Below are 18,668 nucleotides of genomic sequence, written 5' to 3' on the forward strand. Positions count from 1 at the left end.
TAGCCGGCGCCCGCGCCGCCCACCGCCCCGCAGGTGCACAACGCGCCCACCATCGCCGCCCCCCTGGCCCCGCCCGCAGGGCCGGTACCGCCGCCCGGCGTGCCCGGGCAGCAGCCGCCCGCCCCCTACGGGCAGCCGGCGCCCGGCCAGGACCCGTACGGCCACCCGCAGACCGTCCCCGGCGGCTTCCCCGGCCAGCAGGCCCCGCAGGCACCGCCCTACGGGCAGCCCGCGCCGCCGCCCGGCGCCCCGTATCCCGGCGCTCAGGCCCCGGCGGTCCCCCAGGGCGGCGGCCCCGGCCTCGGCGCCGTCCTGGACAAGTACAAGGAAGCGCCCACCGGGCAGCGCTGGACCCCGCAGAACAGCAAGCTGATCCGGGTCGACCTCGGCGTCGACGGCCAGCCGGTGCTCGCCCGCCAGGGCAGCATGGTGCTCTACCAGGGCAAGGTCGACTTCGGCTACAAGGGCGCCGGCTTCCGCGGCCGGATCGTCGGTAACGCCACCGGCCAGGAGATGCAGCTGATGCGCTGCACCGGCCAGGGCCAGGTGTTCTTCGCGGAGAACAGCGCCCACGTCCACCCCATCGAGCTGCAGGGCGACGCGATCTGCGTGTCCGCCGAGAGCGTCCTCGCCTTCGACGAGTCGCTCCAGCACGAGGTCCGCCGCATCGAGGGCCACGGCATCCCCGGTGGCGCCCTGTTCACCATGCAGTTCCACGGGACCGGCACCCTCGTCGTCAAGACCCAGGGCACCCCGGTCGTGCTGCCGGTCACCCCGACCACCTTCGCCGACGCCAACGCCATCGTGGCCTGGTCCGCCGGTTCGCAGGTGATCATCTCAAGCCAGGTCAGCCTGCGCCGGCACGCCTTCCCGGGCCACTCCGGCGAGACCGTGAACCTCCAGTTCCGCGGCGCGCCCGGCAACTTCATCGTCGTCCAGCCCTACGAGGTCTGAGGGAGCCCGTCATGAACCAGCAGCAGCTGTCGGGCCACGCCCCGACCCCGTCCGCCGCCCGGATGGAGAACCACGGCAGCGCCATGGTGAAGATCGCCATGCAGAGCGGCCAGGACATCTTCGCCCGCACCGGCTCCATGGTCGCCTACGAGGGCTTCGTCCAGTACGAGCCGAACCCTCCCGCCGTCCGCCAGATGGCGTCCCAGTGGCTCACCGGCGAGGGCGCGCCCCTGATGAAGTGCTCCGGCGACGGCGTGCTCTACCTCGCCGACTACGGAGCCGACGTCGTCTGCATCCATCTCGACGACGACGCCCTGTCCGTCAACGGCACCAATCTCCTCGCCTTCGACACCCGGCTCCAGTGGGGAGTGCAGCGCGTCAAGGGCATGGCGAAGTTCGCCGGCCAGGGGCTCTTCAACGTCGGGCTCTCCGGCACCGGCTGGGTCGCGCTGACCTCCCGGGGCACCCCCGTCGTGGTCGACTGCGGCCGCGGCGAGGACGAGACCTATGTGGACCCCGATGCCCTGGTCGCCTGGTCGACCCATCTGAAGATGAAGGGCAAGCGCAGCTTCAAGGCGTCCTCGATGATCGGCCGCGGCAGCGGCGAGGCGTACCAACTGGGCTTCTCCGGCCAGGGGTTCGTCGTCGTCCAGCCCAGCGAGGACAGCACCGACCGGCTCCGGGCCCGGGGCTGAGGGGGAGGACGAACACGCCATGCAGAGTCCGCTTTTCGCCTTCACCGAGGCACAGACCCAGGACCGCTACGCCCTGCAGAACAACCAGTTGCTGCGCGTCGCCCTCCAGGGCCACGAGGACCTCCTCGCCCGCAAGGGCGCGATGGTCGCCTACCAGGGGCTGCTCGAATTCGACGGCAACTACCAGACGCCCGGCCAGCACCGGGCCCGCGCCCACTCCGGCGAGGGCCTCGACCTGATGCGCGTCTCCGGCCAGGGCACGGTCTACCTGGCCAACCTCGCCCAGCACGTCCATGTCGTCGACGTCGATCACGACGGCCTCACCGTCGACAGCAGCTACGTCCTCGCGCTGGACTCCGGCCTCCACTGGGACGTCGTCGCCGTCGACAGCCAGTACGGCATCTCCGGCACCGGCAAGTACCAGCTCAACATCTCCGGGCAGGGCAAGGTCGTCCTGATGACCTCCGGCCAGCCCCTGATGCTCCAGGTCACGCCCGAGAAGTACGTCAACGCCGACGCCGACGCGGTGGTCGCCTGGTCCGCCTCGCTGCGCGTCCAGATGCAGGCGCAGACGCACTCCTCCGGGGTGTGGCGCCGCCGCGGCAACACCGGTGAGGGCTGGGAGCTGAGCTTCCTCGGCCAGGGCTACGCGCTGGTCCAGCCCAGCGAGCTGCTGCCGCCGCAGAACGCCGTCCTGGGCGCCGGCATGGCCGCCCAGTTCGGCATGGGCCAGCAGGGCGCCCGGGGACACAACCAGGGCAACATCTTCACCAACTGACCCCGCCGGCGCCCCGTGAGGGACGGCGACGGCGCCCGCCCCGGGAAGACCGGGACGGGCGCCGCGGGGCAGCCGCTGCCTAGAGCAGCGCGCGGGTGCGCTCCACCAGCCGCACCACCGACGCGTCGGCGACGCCGGGCACCTCGTCATACGCGAACCACCGCAGGTCCAGCGACTCGTCGCTGATCGCCGCGACCGCGCCCGCGGGCGCCAGCGCCGCGTACTGCACGTCCAGATGCACCGCGCAGGGCGTGCCGTGGCGGTCCAGCCGCACCGGACCGCCGGGCAGCAGCGTCAGCCCCCGCGCGATCCCGGACTCCTCCCGGGCCTCCCGCAGCGCCGCCCCGGCGAGCGAGGCGTCCTCCGGTTCGCAGTGGCCGCCCATCTGCAGCCACATCTTCAGCTTGCGGTGCAGGGTGAGCAGCACCCGGCCGCCGGCCGGGTCGATCACCAGCGCGCTGGCCGTGAGATGCCCCTCCTTGCAGGGCTTCCACATGCCGTCCCGATGGGCAGCCAGATGAGCCAGATACGCCAGCCGCAGCTGTTCCTGGTCGGGGGACGGCGCGGGCCACTCCTTGAGCACCCGCGCCGCGTCCTCGTGCAGACTCACTTCTCGCCGTCGCCCTTGCTGTCGCCGTCGGCCCCGCCCTCTCCGGGGGCCTCGTTGGGGCCGTTGCTCTCCGGGGCGGGCTTGTGCAGATCGGGCTTGCCGCCGCTCGCGGCCTCGCCGAGCATCTTGTCCAGCTCGGAGAAGTCCGCCTGCTCGTGGTGCACGAAGCCGTCGGGGTCGTCCAGGTCGGCCGCCGTCGGCAGCATGTCCGGGTGCTCCCACAGGCCGTCGCGGCCCTCCAGGCCCCGCGCGTCCGTCAGCGACGCCCACAGCCGCGAGGCGTCCCGCAGCCGCCGCGGCCGCAGCTGCAGGCCGATCAGCGTCGAGAACGTCTGCTCGGCGGGGCCGCCGCTGGCCCGGCGCCGGCGCAGCGTCTCGCGCAGCTTGTCCGACGACGGCAGATGCGGCTTGGCGGCGGCGTGCACCACCGCGTCCACCCAGCCCTCGACGAGCGCCAGCGCGGTCTCCAGCCGGGCCAGCGCCGCCTTCTGCTCCGGGGTGTCCTCGGGCTGGAACATGCCCTGCTGAAGGGCGTTCTGCAGCTCCTCGGGGTGCTGCGGGTCGATCTGGCCGACCACGTCCTCGAGCTTGGTGGTGTCGACCTTGATGCCGCGCGCATAGCCCTCGACCGCACCGAAGAGATGCGAGCGCAGCCACGGCACATGGGCGAAGAGCCGCTGGTGGGCGGCCTCGCGCAGGGCCAGATACAGCCGCACCTCCTCCTGGGGCACGCCCAGGCCCTCGCCGAACGAGGCGATGTTGCCGGGCAGCAGCGCGGCCTTGCCGGCCGGGCCCAGCGGCAGTCCGATGTCCGTCGAACCGACGACCTCACTGGCCAGGACGCCCAGCGCCTGCCCGATCTGGGTGCCGAACATCGCGCCGCCCATGGAACGCATCATCCCCAGCAGCGGGCCGGCCATGGCCTGCATCTCCCCGGGGAGCACATCGCCCATCGCCGCCCCGACGCGCTCGGCGAGCGGGTTGACCAGGTCCTTCCACACCGGCAGGGTCTCCTCGACCCACTCGGCGCGGCTCCACGCCACCACCGCGGCGGAGCCCGACGGCAGCGACGTCACCCCGTCCAGCCACAGGTCCGCCAGCCGCACGGCCTCCTCGACCGCGCTGCGCTCGCCCGGCGACAGGCTCGCGTCCTTGCTGCCGTCCTCGGCGCCCTGCGCGACGGTCTGCCGCGCGATGTCCTTGGCCATGTCCCAGTTCACCGGGCCGCCCTCGTAGGAGAGCATCTGGCCGAGCTTCTGGAAGGCCGCTCCCAGGTCGCCAGGGTTCATTTCGCCGCCGGGGCCGCCCATGCCGCCGAAGAGCGCCGCGAACGGATTGTCCGCGCCGCCGCTCCCGCCGCCGAACCCGAAGGGGTCCGCGGGGCCCTGGCTACCTCCCTGGCCGCCCTTCTTCTTGCCGTTGTCGCCGTCCTCCGGCTCCTCCGGCGGAAGGCCGAATCCAAATGGGGTGTCACTCACGGGGTTCCTCGGCTCGTAGGGCCGCCGACCAGGTGGCCGACGGCGGGCTGCCCACATCACCTCCAGCGTAGACACCCGGGCCGCTTCGGGGCTCGGTGCTTCGCTGTCCCGGTGGCTGCGGCAGGATGGACGCCACCTGGTGCGTACGCATGACCACACGTACGCACTGAAGACAACCGCTGGAGACGCCCGGTGAGTTCCCCAGATCCGACCGTTCGCGCAGCGCGAAACGCTGCGGCCCCGACCGAGAAGGCGGACGACCCCGCAGGCGGCGCCGCGGGCCGGCCACCACGCCGGCCCGTCATCGCCGTCACCGGAGCCGCCTCCGGGGTCGGTGCGCTGCTCACCCGCGCCCTGGTCGACTCCGACGAGGTCAAGGAGGTGGTGGCCATCGACGAGCGGCGCGGTGACACCGCCGAGGCGCACTGGCACGTCCTGGACGTCCGGGACCCGGCCATCGCCGACAAACTGCGCGGCGCGGACGTCGTCGTCCACCTCGCACTCGACCTCGACCTGGAGACCGACGCCGCGGCCCGCACCGCCTACAACGTGCGCGGCACCCAGACCGTGCTCACCGCCGCCGCTGCCGCCGGTGTCCACCGCGTGGTGCTGTGCACCTCCGCCATGGTCTACGGGGCGCTGCCCGACAACGACGTGCCCCTGGCCGAGGACGCCGAGCTGCGCGCCACCGCGGACGCCACCGGCGTCGGCGACCTGCTGGAGATCGAGCACCTCGCGCACCGCGCCCCCCGCGCGCACCCGGGGCTGAACGTCACCGTGCTGCGCCCCGCCGTCCTGGTGGGCGGCACCGACACCGCGCTGACCCGGTACTTCGAGTCGCCCCGCCTCCTGGTCGTGGCCGGCTCCCGCCCCGCCTGGCAGTTCTGCCACGTCGAGGACCTGGTCAGCGCCCTGGAGCACGCCGCGCTGGAGAAGGTCGAGGGCGATCTGGCGGTCGGCTGCGACGGCTGGCTGGAGCAGGAGGAGGTCGAGGAGCTGACCGGTATCCGGCGCATGGAGCTGCCCTCCTCGGTGGCCCTGGGCGCCGCGGCCCGCCTGCACCGCATCGGGCTGACGCCGTCACCCGCCGGGGACCTCGCCTACACGATGTACCCGTGGGTGGTCAGCGGCAGCCGGCTGCACGACGCGGGCTGGCGGCCCCGGTGGACCAACGAGGAGGTGCTCGCCGAGCTCCTGGAGGAGGTCGCCGGGCGGCACACCGTCGCCGGCCGCCGCCTGGGCCGCAAGGACGCCACGGCCGCCGGTGCCGCCGGCGCCACCGTCGCCCTCCTGGGCACCGCGGCCCTGGTACGGCGGGCCCGCAAGGCACGCCGCCGTATCTGAGCGCGGGCCGGGCCGTCGGCCTGGAGGAGTCTCCAGACGGCGGTCCGCACCACGGGCGGAAACGGCCATTCCCGCCGCGGCCCCCGGTGCGGCACGATGGACCCATGTCTGGCACTCCCTCCGTTTCGTCCCCCGGCCGCGACCACCCCGGTGAGCGGGCCGCCGCGGACCCGATCCGGCTCCTGGAGATCCGCGACACCGCGCTGTCGGTGGACGAGGTGTTCACGGCCGTCGGCGACGCCGCGGCCGGCGGCACCGCGCTGTTCGTCGGCACGGTGCGCTCGCACGACAACGGCTCGGACGTCGACGGCCTGGGCTACTCCGCGCACCCCAGCGCCGAGGCGGAGATGCGCCGGATCGCCGAGAAGGTCGTCGCCGACTACCCGGTGCGGGCGCTGGCCGCCGTCCACCGGGTGGGCGAGCTGCGCATCGGTGATCTCGCCGTGGTCGTCGCGGTGTCCTGCCCGCACCGGGGCGAGGCCTTCGAGGCCTGCCGCAAGCTGATCGACGATCTCAAGCACGAGGTGCCGATCTGGAAGCACCAGACGTTCTCGGACGGTACGGAGGAGTGGGTGGGGGCCTGAACGCCTCCTCGGGGCGGCAGTTTTCCGGGGGAATCCGGGGGGCGTGACGAGGCGTTCGCGGGGCAGACGGGATCACAGACGGGGCGGGCGCGGACCGCGCCGGCGCGAGGCCTGTGGCCTGCGTGGACGCGGCGAACCGGTGCGTTGTGTTCCAGTTGCGTAACCCGCCCCCTGGCGTGAGCGTTGACCCAGCAGATGGTTAATCTGCTTATTCGTCGATCTCGTCGAACTAGGGGTTGGGAGGTCGTTGATGGGTGCACTCCTGTGGCTGCTGATTCCGGTCGGTGCCGGACTGATCGCCGCGGTGTGGAGCAGCTGGGCCCTGCGGAACCGCAAGACCGGTGACGTGGCCGAGCTCGCGGGCTACGCCCGGTTCCGTGACGCCATGGAGAAGGAGCACGCCGTCCCCGACCCCGCCTCGGACCCGGCCTGAGAACGTCCGTACGCACGCACCGCGAGGCGCCCCGGCAACGGCCCCGCGCGGGCCGCCGAAGGGCCCTCGTACGGACGGCCCCGCGGGCCGGTTGTCATACCCGTCCCGTACTGTCGTTCCATGCCACGCCGCACCGCGACGCTGCTCGCCTCGACCCTGATGCTGATCGCGCTGCTCTGCGCGGGAGTGCTGATCCCCGTGCCGTACTCGGAGATGTCGCCGGGGCCCACGGTCAACACACTCGGTGATCACGACGGCGAGCCGGTGCTGGCGATTTCCGGGCGCAAGACGTACCCGACGACCGGGCACCTCAACATGACCACGGTCCGCGTCACCGGCCCCGACTACACCATGAACCTCTTCGAGGCGGTGTACGGCTGGCTCGACCACGACAACGCCGTGGTGCCCCACAAGACGCTCTACCCCGAGGGGCAGACGGCCGAGCAGGCCGACCAGGAGAACGCCGAGGAGTTCAGCCAGTCCCAGGAGAGCGCCAAGGCCGCCGCCCTCGGCCAGCTGCACATCCCGGTGGCCGGCCAGACCGTGGTCGGCTCCGTCCTCAAGGGCAAGCCGGCCGACGGGCGGCTGCACGCCGGCGATGTGATCAAGGCGGTGGACGGCACGGCGGTCAAGCAGACCGGCGATGTCGCCAAGCTCGTCACCCGGCACAAGCCCGGCCAGCCGGTGGTCTTCACGATCATCCCCGCCAAGGACGCCGCCGCGGCCGAGAAGCAGGGCAAGAAGCCCGGCACCGCCGGTCAGAAGCAGGTCACGATCACCACGCAGAAGGCGGACGACGGCCGCGCCGTCGTCGGCATCCAGGCCGCGGCCGATCACATCTTCCCGTTCCCCATCGACGTCAAGCTGGCCGATGTCGGCGGCCCGAGCGCCGGGCTGATGTTCGCCCTGGGCATCGTCGACAAGCTCACGCCCGGGGACATGACGGGCGGCAAGTTCGTGGCCGGCACGGGCACCATCGACGACAAGGGCAAGGTCGGCCCCATCGGCGGTATTTCGATGAAGACGGTCGGCGCGCGCGACAAGGGCGCGGAGTTCTTCCTGACGCCCAAGGACAACTGCGCCACCGCCGCCAAGGACACCCCGAGCGGGCTCCGGCTGGTGAAGGTCGACACCATCGGCGACGCCGTCAAGGCGCTGGAGAAGATACGCAAGGGCGATCTGGCCGGCCTGCCCGGCTGCGGGCCGGCGGGCAAGTCCTAGCGGGCGGGCCGCGGGCCGGGCGCCACGGCCCGGCCCGGGCGGTCAGCCCTCGAAGGTGGCGGACAGCGCGTCCGCGAGGCCCGGTACCAGCGCCGCGCCGGTGAGCACCTCGGACGTGGAGTCCTTCTCGCGCAGCCGCAGCGCCGATTCGCGGCGCCCGTCGCGCAGCACGGCCACCGTCATCCGGACCTCCTGGCGGTCCGGATGCTCGGCGACCCAGGTGGCGAGCTGCGCCTCGTTCATGCCCGCGGGCTCGGAGTCCTCGGCCGAGGGCGGCAGCATCAGCCGCTCCACGGTCAGTGCGCAGCCGCTCACGGCATCCGGCCAGGCGATGGTGGCCAGGAACTCGTCCAGCGGGACGCCCGCCGGGATCTCGTCCTGCTCCACGGGGGTCAGGGAAGCGGTGGTGGAGTCGTCGATGCCGAGCTGAGCGGCGAGCGAGGGCTCCTGTGCGCGCAGCTTGGCGGTGTCGACGAGGGCGAACAGTCGGGCGGGCTGGTCCCAGCCGAGCCCGGCGCTGTACTCGTCGATTTCGAGCACCGCGCGGGTCAGGGGGTCGGCGGCGAGGGGGGTGCCGTCAACGGGGAGGTTGGTCATGCTGCACATCGTGCCTTGTATCCCCCCGAAATCGGGAACCGGGTAAAGCCTTCGTAAGTTGCATCAGTGGGTCCTACTATCGCCGGGCCTGCTCCACACGACAGCGAACTTCGAGGTGCGCACCTTGGCTTTCCAGATGCCGGACCGCGGCGGAGGCCCGACAGGGCCACGGATCAGAGTCGGCCGACCATCGCGGCGGATCCGGACCCTGCTCATGACATTGGGTGTGCTGGCCGTACTGGCCATGCTCTTCGTGATGTTTGCGGGGTTTTGGACGGATTGGCTCTGGTATCGATCGGTCAAGTACTCCTCGGTCTTCACCACCACCCTGTGGACCAAGATCGGACTGTTCTTCTCCTTCGGCGTGGTGATGGCCGCGTGCGTCGGCGTCAACATCTGGCTGGCGCACCGGCTGCGGCCGCCGCTGAGCGCGATGTCCATGGAGCAGCAGAGCCTGGACCGCTACCGGATGGGCATCGCGCCGTTCAAGAAGTGGGCGCTGATCGGGATCACGGCGGCGATCGGCCTGATCGCCGGCGCCTCGGCCTCCGGCGAGTGGCGCACCTGGCTCCAGTGGGTCAACGGCGTGCCGTTCGGCAAGACGGACCCGCAGTTCGGCAAGGACATCTCCTTCTGGACCTTCGATCTGCCCTGGTACCGCTTCCTGTTGAGCTTCGGCTTCGCCTGCGCGGTGCTGTGCCTGGTCGCCGCGGCGCTGACCCACTACCTCTACGGCGGGCTGCGGCTGACCAGCCCCGGCTCGCGGGCGACGGCGGCGGCGACCGGCCATCTGTCGGTGCTGCTGGGCATCTTCGTCTCGCTCAAGGCGATCGCCTACTGGCTCGACCGGTACGGCCTCGCGGTCAAGTCCAGCGGCCTGAAGTCGGCCGACAACTGGACCGGCCTGCGGTACGTCGACGCCAACGCCTACCTCCCGGCGAAGACCATCCTGTTCTTCATCGCGGCGATCTGCGCGGTGCTGTTCTTCGCGACGCTGTGGCGGCGCACCTGGCAGCTGCCGGTGATCGGCTTCGGGCTGATGGTGCTCTCGGCGATCCTGATCGGCGGGCTCTACCCGGCGATCGTGCAGAAGTTCCAGGTCCAGCCGAACGAGCAGGCCAAGGAAGCGCCGTACATCAAGCAGAACATCAAGGCGACCCGGGACGCGTACGGCATCCAGGACTCCGAGGTCACCCCGTACAAGGGCAACTACAAGCCCGCCGACAAGGCGGACAGCCAGCGGCTGCGCGACGACGCCGACACCACCGCCAGCCTGCGGCTGCTCGACCCGAACGTGGTCTCGCCGGCCTTCCAGCAACAGCAGCAGGTGCGCGGGTACTACCAGTTCCCCTCCACCCTCGACGTCGACCGCTACAAGGACAAGGACGGTGCCGAGCAGGACACCGTCATCGGTCTGCGTGAGCTGAACATCGCCGGCATCCCCGAGCGCAACTGGATCAACGACCACTTCAAGTACACCCACGGCTACGGCGCGGTCGCCGCCAAGGGGACCGAGGCCGCCGACGGCGGCGGCCCGAAGTACACCGAGTCGGACCTGCCCGCCAAGGGGCAGCTCGGCTCGTACCAGCAGCGGGTCTACTACGGCGAGAAGACCACCCAGTACTCCATCGTCGGCGGTCCGCAGAAGGAGCTGGACTACTCCGACGACAGCGGCGAGAAGAGCTACAGCTACCGGGGCACCAGCGGCGTCAGCCTCGCCAACCCGGTCAACCGCGCCGCCTACGCCGTGGCGTTCGGCGAGCCGCAGATCCTCTACTCCGGCGCGATCGGCAAGGGCTCGCGGATCCTGTACAACCGCACCCCCAAGGAGCGCGTGGAGTCCGTCGCCCCCTGGCTGACCATCGACGGCGACGCCTATCCGGCGGTCATCGACGGCCGGATCAAGTGGATCGTGGACGCCTACACCACCAGCAACGGCTACCCGTACGCCTCGCGCACCACGCTCGGCGACAGCACGGCCGATTCGCTCACCGACGGACAGCGGGCGGTGGTGGCCCAGCAGAACCAGGTCAACTACATCCGCAACTCCGTCAAGGCGACGGTGGACGCCTACGACGGCTCGGTCAAGCTCTACCAGTGGGACGACAAGGACCCCGTCCTCAAGACGTGGATGAAGTCCTTCCCCGGCACGGTCCAGAAGAAGAGCGCCATCAGCCCGTCGCTGCGGGAGCACCTGCGCTATCCGCAGGACCTCTTCAAGGTGCAGCGGCAGCTGCTCACGACCTACCACGTCACGGACCCCGGCACCTTCTACACCGGGTCCGAGCGCTGGCAGATCCCGAACGACCCGACCACCAAGTCGGGCAACGCCGTCCCGCCGTACTACCTGAGCATGAAGATGCCGGACCAGAAGGACCGGACCTTCTCGCTGACGACGACCTTCACACCCAACAAGCGGGACAACCTCGGTGCGTTCATGGCCGTCGACGCCAATGCGACGAGTCCGGACTACGGCAGGATCAGACTGCTGAAACTCCCCTCGCAGACGCCGGTGCCCGGGCCGCAGCTGGTGCAGTCGAAGTTCAACTCCGATCCGAACATCGCCAATGAGCTGAACATCCTCAAGAAGCTCGGCGACTCGGAGATCGAGTACGGCAATCTGCTGACCGTGCCCCTGGACGGCGGTCTGCTCTACGTCGAACCGGTCTATCTGCGCGGCGCCAACACCAACTACCCGCTCCTGAAGAAGGTGTTGGTGAGCTACGGCGACAACAAGCCCGTCCTGGAGGACTCCCTCAAGGACGCGCTGGACGTGGTCTTCGGAAAGAAGGCGCCCAGTACGGGCACCGAGAAGCCACCGGGCGGCAGCGACACCGGGCAGCAGCCCTCCGGCCAGACGGTGCAGCAGGCCCTGTCCGACGCCGAGAAGGCCTACGACGAGGGCGAGAAGGCCCGCGCCGCGGGCGACTGGGCCGGTTACGGCGAGGCCCAGAAGAAGCTCAAGGCCGCGCTGGACCGGGCGGCGAAGGCGTCCGAGAAGGGCGGCAAGCCGGGCGGCTGAGCCGGCCGGCACGACCTCCCGGGCCCCGTGCCGCCGGTGTGAACCGGCGGCACGGGGCCGCGCCGGTCCGGGGGCGGCCCCGTGCCGTGATACCTTGTGGACACAACGACGCGGGGTGGAGCAGCTCGGTAGCTCGCTGGGCTCATAACCCAGAGGTCGCAGGTTCAAATCCTGTCCCCGCTACTGAACGGCCAAGGCCCGGATCCCTCAAGGGATCCGGGCCTTCGTCGTGTGTTCCGGCCGATATCGGTCAAGGCCGGGTCGTGCGGCCGATGTGGGGTAGGTGTGTGCTTGAGTTTGCCAAGTCGTCGTGTCGGGAAGTCGACAAACCGCTGAAGTGACCTCACTTGCTGCGGTATACCAGGTGTACGCGGGTAACGGGTGATGCGACGATGGGTCTTATGGGGGACAAGGCAAGGTTGTTGGAGACAGACCGTTTTGTGCATGCGCCCGGCGACGGGCGCGAATCCGAGATGCCGATGGACGCGATGGAGGCCGCAGAGGCCGCCGAGGCGTCCGAGGCGGTGACCGAGTCCGGCCACCGCCGGGCCGCCGAGGCGGGCGACACCGCCGCGATGAGCGCGCTGGGCGCGCTGCTGCTGCGCCGCGGTGACCTCGACGGCGCCGAGCCGCATCTGCGCTCCGCGGCCGCCGCCGGTGACCGCGCCGCGGCGAACAATCTGGGCGTCCTGCTCCACCAGCGGGGCTACGCGGACGAGGCGGGCGGCTGGTGGCGGATCGCCGCCGTCGCCGGTTCCGCCGCCGCGGCGCACGCCCTGGGGCGCCACTACCGCGAGCGCGGCGACGAGCCGGCCGCCGAGTACTGGCTGCGGCACTCCGCCGAGTCCGGCCACTGCCTGGGCGCCTACGCGCTCGCCGACCTCCTGGAGCACCGCGGCGACATCGGGGCCGGACGCTGGTTCCGCACGGCCGCCGAGCGCGGCCACCGCGAGGCCGCGTACCGCCTCGCCCGGCTCATCGAGGACGGCGGCGACGAGGACCACCGCGCGGTGCCCGCGTACGGCGAGCTGAGCCGCCAGGAGGAGGCCGAGCAGTGGTACCGCCAGGCCGCCGCGCGCGGCCACCGGCGGGCCGCGCTGCAGCTGGGCGCGCTCCTGGAGGACCGCGGGGACGTCCAGGAGGCGGGCCGCTGGTATCTGTCCGCCGCCAAGGACGGTGAGGCCCGCGCCGCCTGCGCGCTGGGCTTCCTGCTGCGCGACGCCGGGGACGAGGAGAGCGCGGCCGAATGGTGGCGGCGCGCCGCCCAGGACGGCGACGGCAACGCCGCCAACGCGCTGGGCGCCCTCCACGCCGACCGCGGCGAACTGCAGACCGCCGAGCGCTGGTACCGCGCCGCCCTGGACGCCGGGGACGTCAACGGCGCCTACAACATCGGCCTGCTGTGCGCCGCGCAGGGCCGGGAGGGACGGGGCGAGCAGTGGTACCGCCGCGCCGCCTACGCCGGGCACCGCGAGGCCGCCAACGCGCTGGCCATCCTGCTGCTCCAGCGCGGAGACGCCTCGGGCGCCGAGCCGTGGTTCTCCAAGGCGGCCGAGGCGGGCAGCGTGGACGCCGCGTTCAACCTCGGCATCCTGCACGCCGGCCGGGGCGCCGAGCGTACGGCGCACGCCTGGTACGAGCGGGCGGCCGCGGCGGGGCACACGGACGCGGCGCTCCAGGTCGCCATCGTGCAACTGCGGGAGGGCGAACTCCAGGACGCGGAGCGCAATCTGCGCTGCGCGGCCGGCGGGGGCAGCCCCGAGGCGGCCTTCCGGCTCGCGGACCTCCTCGACCGCCAGGCGTCGGCCGCCGGCGAGGGGCTCGCGGACGGCGAGCGCCCGGCCGACGACGAGAGCATGCAGTGGTACGAGCGGGCCGCGGCCCAGGGGCACCGCCGTGCCCAGGTCCGCATGGGCATGTTTGCGGCGGCGCGCGGTGATGTGGTCGAGGCCGCGGACCGCTACCGCGCGGCGGCCGAGGCGGGCAGCCGCAACGGAGCCTTCAACCTCGGGCTGCTGCTGGCCCGCGAGGGCAGCCTTCCCGAGGCCGCCCTGTGGTGGCAGCGCGCCGCCGAGGGCGGGCACGGCCGGGCGGCCCTGCGGCTGGCGCTGCTCGCGGCTCGGCGCGGGGCGCTGGCGGAGGCGCAGAGCTGGTGCGCCCGGGCCGTCGAGCTGGGGCCGCCGGAGGTGGCCGAGCGCGCCGCACGGCTGCGGACGGCGCTCCAGGAGGAGCTCAGCGCCTGACGCCCGGGGCCGGGTCCACGGGGCCCGGTCCGGGGCCGGGCCGCAGGGTGGGCCCCGGAGCGCGCGGAAGGGATTTGCGCTGGTCGTCGGGCCGGGGTTAGAGTAAAGGCACAACGACGCGGGGTGGAGCAGCTCGGTAGCTCGCTGGGCTCATAACCCAGAGGTCGCAGGTTCAAATCCTGTCCCCGCTACTGAAGACGAAGGCCCGGATTCCTCTGGAATCCGGGCCTTCGTCATGCCGTCGTCCGGGTGCGGCGTGGGTTGCATTCCGCGGGCGGCCCCGGCCCGGGCGCGGTGCGCGCGGTGGCCGGAAAGCGTCGGGCTCCGGAGGTGCGGCGCCATGGCGGATTCGGCCGGGCGGCGCGTGGGCAGGGGTGCCGTGTGCGGACGTGTGGCGGTGTGACGGCAGCGGTGGGACCGGTAGGCGGTCCGGGCACGCGAAGGAGCCCGCGGCCGGATGGGCGCGGGCTCGGCGGGTCGTGCGGCGTGCGGTGCGGCGGGGGCGGCCCGGCCGGGAGCCGGCGCCCCGCGGGGTCAGGACGGGCCGCTGCACTTGGGGCAGATGCCCCGGTAGGTGACGGTGACTTCGGAGACCTGGAAGCCGTAGCGCTCCGGCTCGGGCAGCGCGGAGAGCGGGTCGCCCTGGACGTGGACGTCGCGGATCGTGCCGCACCGCGAGCAGACGAGGTGCTGGTGGTCGTGGTGCGCGTTGGGGTCGTAGCGCTTGGCCCGGCCGTCGGTGCTCACCTCGAGCACCTCACCGAGCGAGACCAGCTCGCCCAGGGTGTTGTAGACCGTGGCGCGGGAGATCTCGGGGAGCCGGTCGGAGGCCCGCGCGTGCACCTCGTCGGCGGTGTAGTGGACGTGGTCCCCGTCGAGGACCTCGGCGACGACGCGTCGCTGCGCGGTCAGCCGCCAGCCGCGTCCTCGGAGACGTTCCAGCAGGTCACTCATGCCATTCACCCATCAGTCAGATAAAGCCAGGGTAGCAGTGGTAGGTCCATCACCGGATCGAGTACCGATTTCGCATTCTTCTTGACTTAGACATTGTCCAATGTAGGATCGTGAGCGGCGGAAGCCAAGGCAGGTGGAGAAGACTTTTCAGGAGGCGCACGTGTCGGTAGAGAGCACCACCGGACCGCTGACCACGGAGTCCGGCGCTCCGGTCGGGGACAACCAGAACAGTGAGACCGCCGGCGCCGGCGGTCCCGGCCTCATCCAGGACCAGCTCCTGATCGAAAAGCTCGCGCACTTCAACCGCGAGCGCATCCCGGAGCGCATCGTGCACGCGCGGGGCGCCGCCGCCTACGGCACGTTCACCGTGACCGCGGACGTGACGAAGTACACCCGCGCCAACTTCCTCTCCGAGGTGGGCAAGCAGACGGAGACGTTCCTGCGCTTCTCCACCGTCGCGGGCAACCTCGGCTCGGCCGACGCGGTGCGCGACCCGCGCGGCTTCGCGCTGAAGTTCTACACCGAAGAGGGCAATTACGATCTCGTCGGCAACAACACCCCGGTGTTCTTCATCAAGGACGCCATCAAGTTCCCCGACTTCATCCACACCCAGAAGCGCGACCCGTACACCGGCTCGCAGGAGGCGGACAACGTCTGGGACTTCTGGGGTCTGTCGCCCGAGTCGACCCACCAGGTCACCTGGCTGTTCGGCGACCGCGGCATCCCCGCCTCGTACCGCCACATGAACGGCTACGGCTCGCACACCTTCCAGTGGAACAATGAGGCCGGCGAGGTCTTCTGGGTCAAGTACCACTTCAAGACCGACCAGGGCATCAAGAACCTCACCACCTCCGAGGCGGCCGAGACCTCCGGGCTCGACCCGGACAGCCACCAGCGGGACCTGCGGGAGTCCATCGAGCGGGGCGAGTTCCCGTCGTGGACGGTGCAGGTGCAGATCATGCCCGCGGACGAGGCGGCCTCCTACCGCTTCAACCCGTTCGACCTGACCAAGGTCTGGCCGCACGAGGACTACCCGCCGATCGAGATCGGGAAGCTGGAGCTCAACCGCAACCCGGAGAACATCTTCGCCGAGGTCGAGCAGTCGATCTTCTCCCCGCACCACTTCGTGCCGGGCATCGGCCCGTCCCCCGACAAGATGCTCCAGGGGCGCCTGTTCGCGTACGGCGACGCCCACCGCTACCGCGTCGGCATCAACGCCGACCACCTGCCGGTGAACCGCCCGCACGCCGCCGAGGCGCGCACCCACGGCCGTGACGGCGTGCTCTACGACGGCCGCCACGCGGGCCGGAAGAACTACGAGCCCAACAGCTTCGGCGGTCCGGTCGAGACCGGCCGTCCGCTGTGGCAGCCGGCCACCGTAGCCGGCCCCACCGGCGAGCAGGAGGCGCCCTCGCACGCCGAGGACACCGACTTCGTGCAGGCCGGCGACCTCTACCGCCTGATGTCGGAGGACGAGAAGTCGCGCCTGATCGACAACCTCGCGGGCTTCATCTCGCAGGTCTCCCGTGACGACATCGCACAGCGGGCGATCGAGAACTTCCGCAAGGCGGACGCGGACTACGGCAAGCGGCTGGAGGCCGCGGTCCAGGCCCTGCGCGGCTGAGTGGTCCCCTGCCGCGGCTGAGCCTCCCGGCTGACACCGGGAGGTTCTCCGGCCCTTCGCCGGGGTGGCCGCGTGCCGTGGGCGTGCTCAACTGCCGCTTGCCGTAACAGCCGAAGAGGCCGGATGCCATGGGGCTCCGGCCTCTTCGTGTGCCCGGCCGAGGGGACGCGCGGCCTTCAGGCGGGCACGGCGCGGGCCCGCTCCGTAGTGGTCGACCAGATGCGGATGATGTCGCGCACGGACACCACGCCGACCGGTTCCTGGTCGTTGAGCACGATCAGGTGGCGGAAGCCGCCGCGCACCATGGCCTCCGCGGCGTCCTCCAGGGTCCAGTCCGGGGCGGCGAAGACCACGTCGGGGGTGGTGTGGGTCTGGGCGGTCTCCCGGTCGGGGTTCTCGCCCGCGCCGAGCGAGTTGAGGATGTCGCGTTCGGTGAGGATGCCGATGCCGCTGGTGTCGCTGTCGAGGACCACGGCCGCGCCGATGCGGCGGGCCGCCATCAGCTGTGCCGCCTGACGGAGGGTGTGAGCGGGCCCGATGGTGAGGACCACCGTGCTCATGGCGTCTTTGACGTGCATGGGCATGGAAGGGAGCCACCTCCTTGGTGAATGTGCCTTGCGAAGAGATTCACAAGTTCACAAAGTGGGGGATTCTCATGTTCACATGCTCGTGGTGCGGCAACAAGGGGTAAGTGCTGGACGAACGTCCGAATAGTGGCCGTTTGTGCAGGTCAGTGGGCGGAATCGCCGAGATAACTCAGCAGATCCTCGTGCAGCAGACCGTTGGAGGCGGCCGCGTTCCCGCTGTGCGGGCCCGGCTTGCCGTCCAGGCCGGAGAACCGCCCGCCGGCCTCGCTGACGACGACCGCGCAGGCCGCCATGTCCCACAGCGACAGCTCCGGCTCCGCGCAGATGTCCACCGAGCCCTCGGCGATCATCATGTACGGCCAGAAGTCGCCGTAGCCGCGGGTGCGCCAGCAGTCCCGGCTCAGATCGAGGAAGCCGGGGAGCTTGCCGCGCTCCTCCCAGCCGGTCAGCGAGGAGTACGCGAACGACGCGTCCTGGATGCGGCCGACCTTCGAGACCTGCAGCCGGCTCGCGGAGGTGAGGCTGCGGCCGGTGAAGGCGCCCAGGCCCTCGGCGGCCCACCAGCGGCGGTTGAGCGCCGGCGCGGAGACGATGCCGACCACCGGGCGGTCGCCGCCCTCGCCGCGCTCCATCAGCGCGATCAGCGTGGCCCAGACCGGCACCCCGCGGACGTAGTTCTTGGTGCCGTCGATCGGGTCGATGATCCAGCGGCGCGGCCCCGCGCCCTCGCTGCCGAACTCCTCGCCCAGCACCGCGTCCCGTGGCCGGGCCCGTTGGAGCTGGCCGCGGATCAGCTCCTCGGCGCCCTTGTCCGCCTCGCTCACCGGCGTCATGTCCGGTTTGGTCTCGACCTTGAGGTCGAGGGCCTTGAAGCGCTCCATGGTGGCGGCGTCCGCGGCGTCCGCGAGGACATGGCCGAGGCGAAGATCATCGTGATAGTCGGGCATGTGCGAACAGTATCCACTGGTATGGGCGGGAGCCACACGGCCATGCGCCGCCGGGCGTGTGACGCCCCGGACCCCGCCGCCGGGTGGCGGCCGCGGCGACCCTTGACAGCATCTGGCGCCCCGTCAATTCTGTGCGCACACCGGCCGGCCGGGCCGGTCGGCCCGGGGAGGCGACGGATGCCCGCAGCGCGTGAATCCTTGCTGGACGCCGCGTACACGGCGCTGGCGGACCGGCCCTGGGCGGCCGTGCGGATGGTCGAGGTCGCGGCCGCCGCCGGGGTCTCCCGGCAGACGCTGTACAACGAGTTCGGCAGCAAGGAGGGGCTGGCCCGCGCCCTCGTCCGCCGGGAGACCGACAACTGCCTGGCCGGGGTGGCCCGGGCGCTGTCGCGCCGCGCCCCGGCGGGCGGGATACGGGGAGAAGCGGCGGGCGGTGGGCGGGGCGACGCCGCGGGCCGGGTGGTGGCCGCGGCCGCCTGGACGCTGCGCACCGCACGCGCCAACCCGCTGGTCAGAGCCGCCCTGACCGGCTGCTGGGGGGACCGGCTGCCGCCCGCCCCGACGGCGCCCGCCGGCCCCGCGGCGGGTGGGGCGCCC

General features: G+C 71.7%; 16 protein-coding genes, 2 tRNA genes and 1 pseudogene. 13 read left to right on the top strand and 6 right to left on the bottom strand.

Annotated elements, in window-relative coordinates:
• From IEY78_RS32650 to IEY78_RS32660, 3 genes and pseudogenes are all read left to right on the top strand, one after another.
• A pseudogene (locus IEY78_RS32650) lies at window positions 1–954 on the top strand (AIM24 family protein); the annotation flags it as partial.
• 11 nt (window positions 955–965) lie between these two features.
• Entirely contained in the window at window positions 966–1,649 is a 684-nt protein-coding gene (locus IEY78_RS32655; RefSeq protein WP_189104551.1) for an AIM24 family protein, read from the top strand.
• Between the two features lie 19 nt (window positions 1,650–1,668).
• The gene (locus IEY78_RS32660; protein ID WP_189104553.1) at window positions 1,669–2,427 is read left to right on the top strand and encodes an AIM24 family protein; all 759 of its coding nucleotides are present in this window, start codon (window positions 1,669–1,671) and stop codon (window positions 2,425–2,427) included.
• A gap of 79 nt (window positions 2,428–2,506) precedes the next feature.
• Here IEY78_RS32660 and IEY78_RS32665 read toward each other — a convergent pair whose 3' ends face one another.
• Together IEY78_RS32665 and IEY78_RS32670 are read right to left on the bottom strand one after the other, a co-directional pair.
• Window positions 2,507–3,037, bottom strand: coding sequence for an NUDIX hydrolase (locus IEY78_RS32665; protein WP_189104555.1), 531 nt, complete (start codon window positions 3,035–3,037; stop codon window positions 2,507–2,509).
• Entirely contained in the window at window positions 3,034–4,515 is a 1,482-nt protein-coding gene (locus IEY78_RS32670) for a zinc-dependent metalloprotease (protein ID WP_189104557.1), read from the bottom strand. The genes IEY78_RS32665 and IEY78_RS32670 overlap by 4 nt, the downstream gene beginning before the upstream one ends.
• A gap of 192 nt (window positions 4,516–4,707) precedes the next feature.
• Between IEY78_RS32670 and IEY78_RS32675 the strand changes: the two genes are divergently transcribed.
• From IEY78_RS32675 to IEY78_RS32690, 4 genes are all read left to right on the top strand, one after another.
• Window positions 4,708–5,859 (top strand): SDR family oxidoreductase, encoded by a 1,152-nt coding sequence (locus IEY78_RS32675; protein WP_189104558.1) that lies wholly within the window; start codon window positions 4,708–4,710, stop codon window positions 5,857–5,859.
• A gap of 104 nt (window positions 5,860–5,963) precedes the next feature.
• Window positions 5,964–6,443, top strand: coding sequence for a molybdenum cofactor biosynthesis protein MoaE (locus tag IEY78_RS32680; RefSeq protein ID WP_189104559.1), 480 nt, complete (start codon window positions 5,964–5,966; stop codon window positions 6,441–6,443).
• Between the two features lie 250 nt (window positions 6,444–6,693).
• Window positions 6,694–6,876: a hypothetical protein gene (locus IEY78_RS32685; RefSeq protein WP_189104560.1), complete on the top strand. Its 183-nt coding sequence runs from the start codon at window positions 6,694–6,696 to the stop codon at window positions 6,874–6,876.
• Window positions 6,877–6,996: 120 nt separating this feature from the next.
• Window positions 6,997–8,097, top strand: coding sequence for a YlbL family protein (locus IEY78_RS32690; protein WP_189104561.1), 1,101 nt, complete (start codon window positions 6,997–6,999; stop codon window positions 8,095–8,097).
• 42 nt (window positions 8,098–8,139) lie between these two features.
• Here IEY78_RS32690 and IEY78_RS32695 read toward each other — a convergent pair whose 3' ends face one another.
• On the bottom strand, window positions 8,140–8,694 hold the full coding sequence (locus IEY78_RS32695; RefSeq protein WP_189104562.1) for a PPA1309 family protein: 555 nt from the start codon (window positions 8,692–8,694) through the stop codon (window positions 8,140–8,142).
• Between the two features lie 214 nt (window positions 8,695–8,908).
• Between IEY78_RS32695 and IEY78_RS32700 the strand changes: the two genes are divergently transcribed.
• The 4 genes from IEY78_RS32700 to IEY78_RS32715 all read left to right on the top strand — a co-directional run bounded on the left by IEY78_RS32700 (window position 8,909) and on the right by IEY78_RS32715 (window position 14,150).
• Window positions 8,909–11,716 (top strand): UPF0182 family membrane protein, encoded by a 2,808-nt coding sequence (locus IEY78_RS32700; RefSeq protein ID WP_189104563.1) that lies wholly within the window; start codon window positions 8,909–8,911, stop codon window positions 11,714–11,716.
• Between the two features lie 109 nt (window positions 11,717–11,825).
• Window positions 11,826–11,899: transfer RNA gene (locus tag IEY78_RS32705), tRNA-Met, on the top strand.
• A gap of 257 nt (window positions 11,900–12,156) precedes the next feature.
• A complete protein-coding gene (locus IEY78_RS32710) occupies window positions 12,157–13,959 on the top strand; it encodes a tetratricopeptide repeat protein (RefSeq protein WP_373294294.1) in 1,803 nt (600 codons plus the stop codon).
• A gap of 117 nt (window positions 13,960–14,076) precedes the next feature.
• Window positions 14,077–14,150: transfer RNA gene (locus tag IEY78_RS32715), tRNA-Met, on the top strand.
• A gap of 343 nt (window positions 14,151–14,493) precedes the next feature.
• Here the strand turns inward: IEY78_RS32715 and IEY78_RS32720 are convergent.
• Complete coding sequence (locus tag IEY78_RS32720) at window positions 14,494–14,913, bottom strand: Fur family transcriptional regulator (RefSeq protein WP_189104565.1); 420 nt, start codon at window positions 14,911–14,913, stop codon at window positions 14,494–14,496.
• 160 nt (window positions 14,914–15,073) lie between these two features.
• Between IEY78_RS32720 and IEY78_RS32725 the strand changes: the two genes are divergently transcribed.
• Window positions 15,074–16,537, top strand: coding sequence for a catalase (locus IEY78_RS32725; RefSeq protein ID WP_189104567.1), 1,464 nt, complete (start codon window positions 15,074–15,076; stop codon window positions 16,535–16,537).
• 176 nt (window positions 16,538–16,713) lie between these two features.
• Here IEY78_RS32725 and IEY78_RS32730 read toward each other — a convergent pair whose 3' ends face one another.
• Both IEY78_RS32730 and hisN read right to left on the bottom strand, forming a co-directional pair.
• Window positions 16,714–17,115 (bottom strand): CBS domain-containing protein, encoded by a 402-nt coding sequence (locus IEY78_RS32730; protein WP_189104572.1) that lies wholly within the window; start codon window positions 17,113–17,115, stop codon window positions 16,714–16,716.
• Window positions 17,116–17,267: 152 nt separating this feature from the next.
• Window positions 17,268–18,071 (bottom strand): histidinol-phosphatase, encoded by an 804-nt coding sequence (gene hisN, locus IEY78_RS32735; RefSeq protein ID WP_189104569.1) that lies wholly within the window; start codon window positions 18,069–18,071, stop codon window positions 17,268–17,270.
• On the opposite strand from hisN, the gene IEY78_RS32740 reads away from it, so the two are divergent.
• The coding region (locus tag IEY78_RS32740; protein ID WP_229700321.1) for a TetR/AcrR family transcriptional regulator at window positions 18,036–18,668 on the top strand (633 nt) is incomplete at its 3' end. The genes hisN and IEY78_RS32740 overlap by 36 nt on opposite strands.

The organism is Streptomyces kronopolitis (assembly GCF_014646275.1).
GTDB lineage: Bacteria > Actinomycetota > Actinomycetes > Streptomycetales > Streptomycetaceae > Streptomyces > Streptomyces kronopolitis.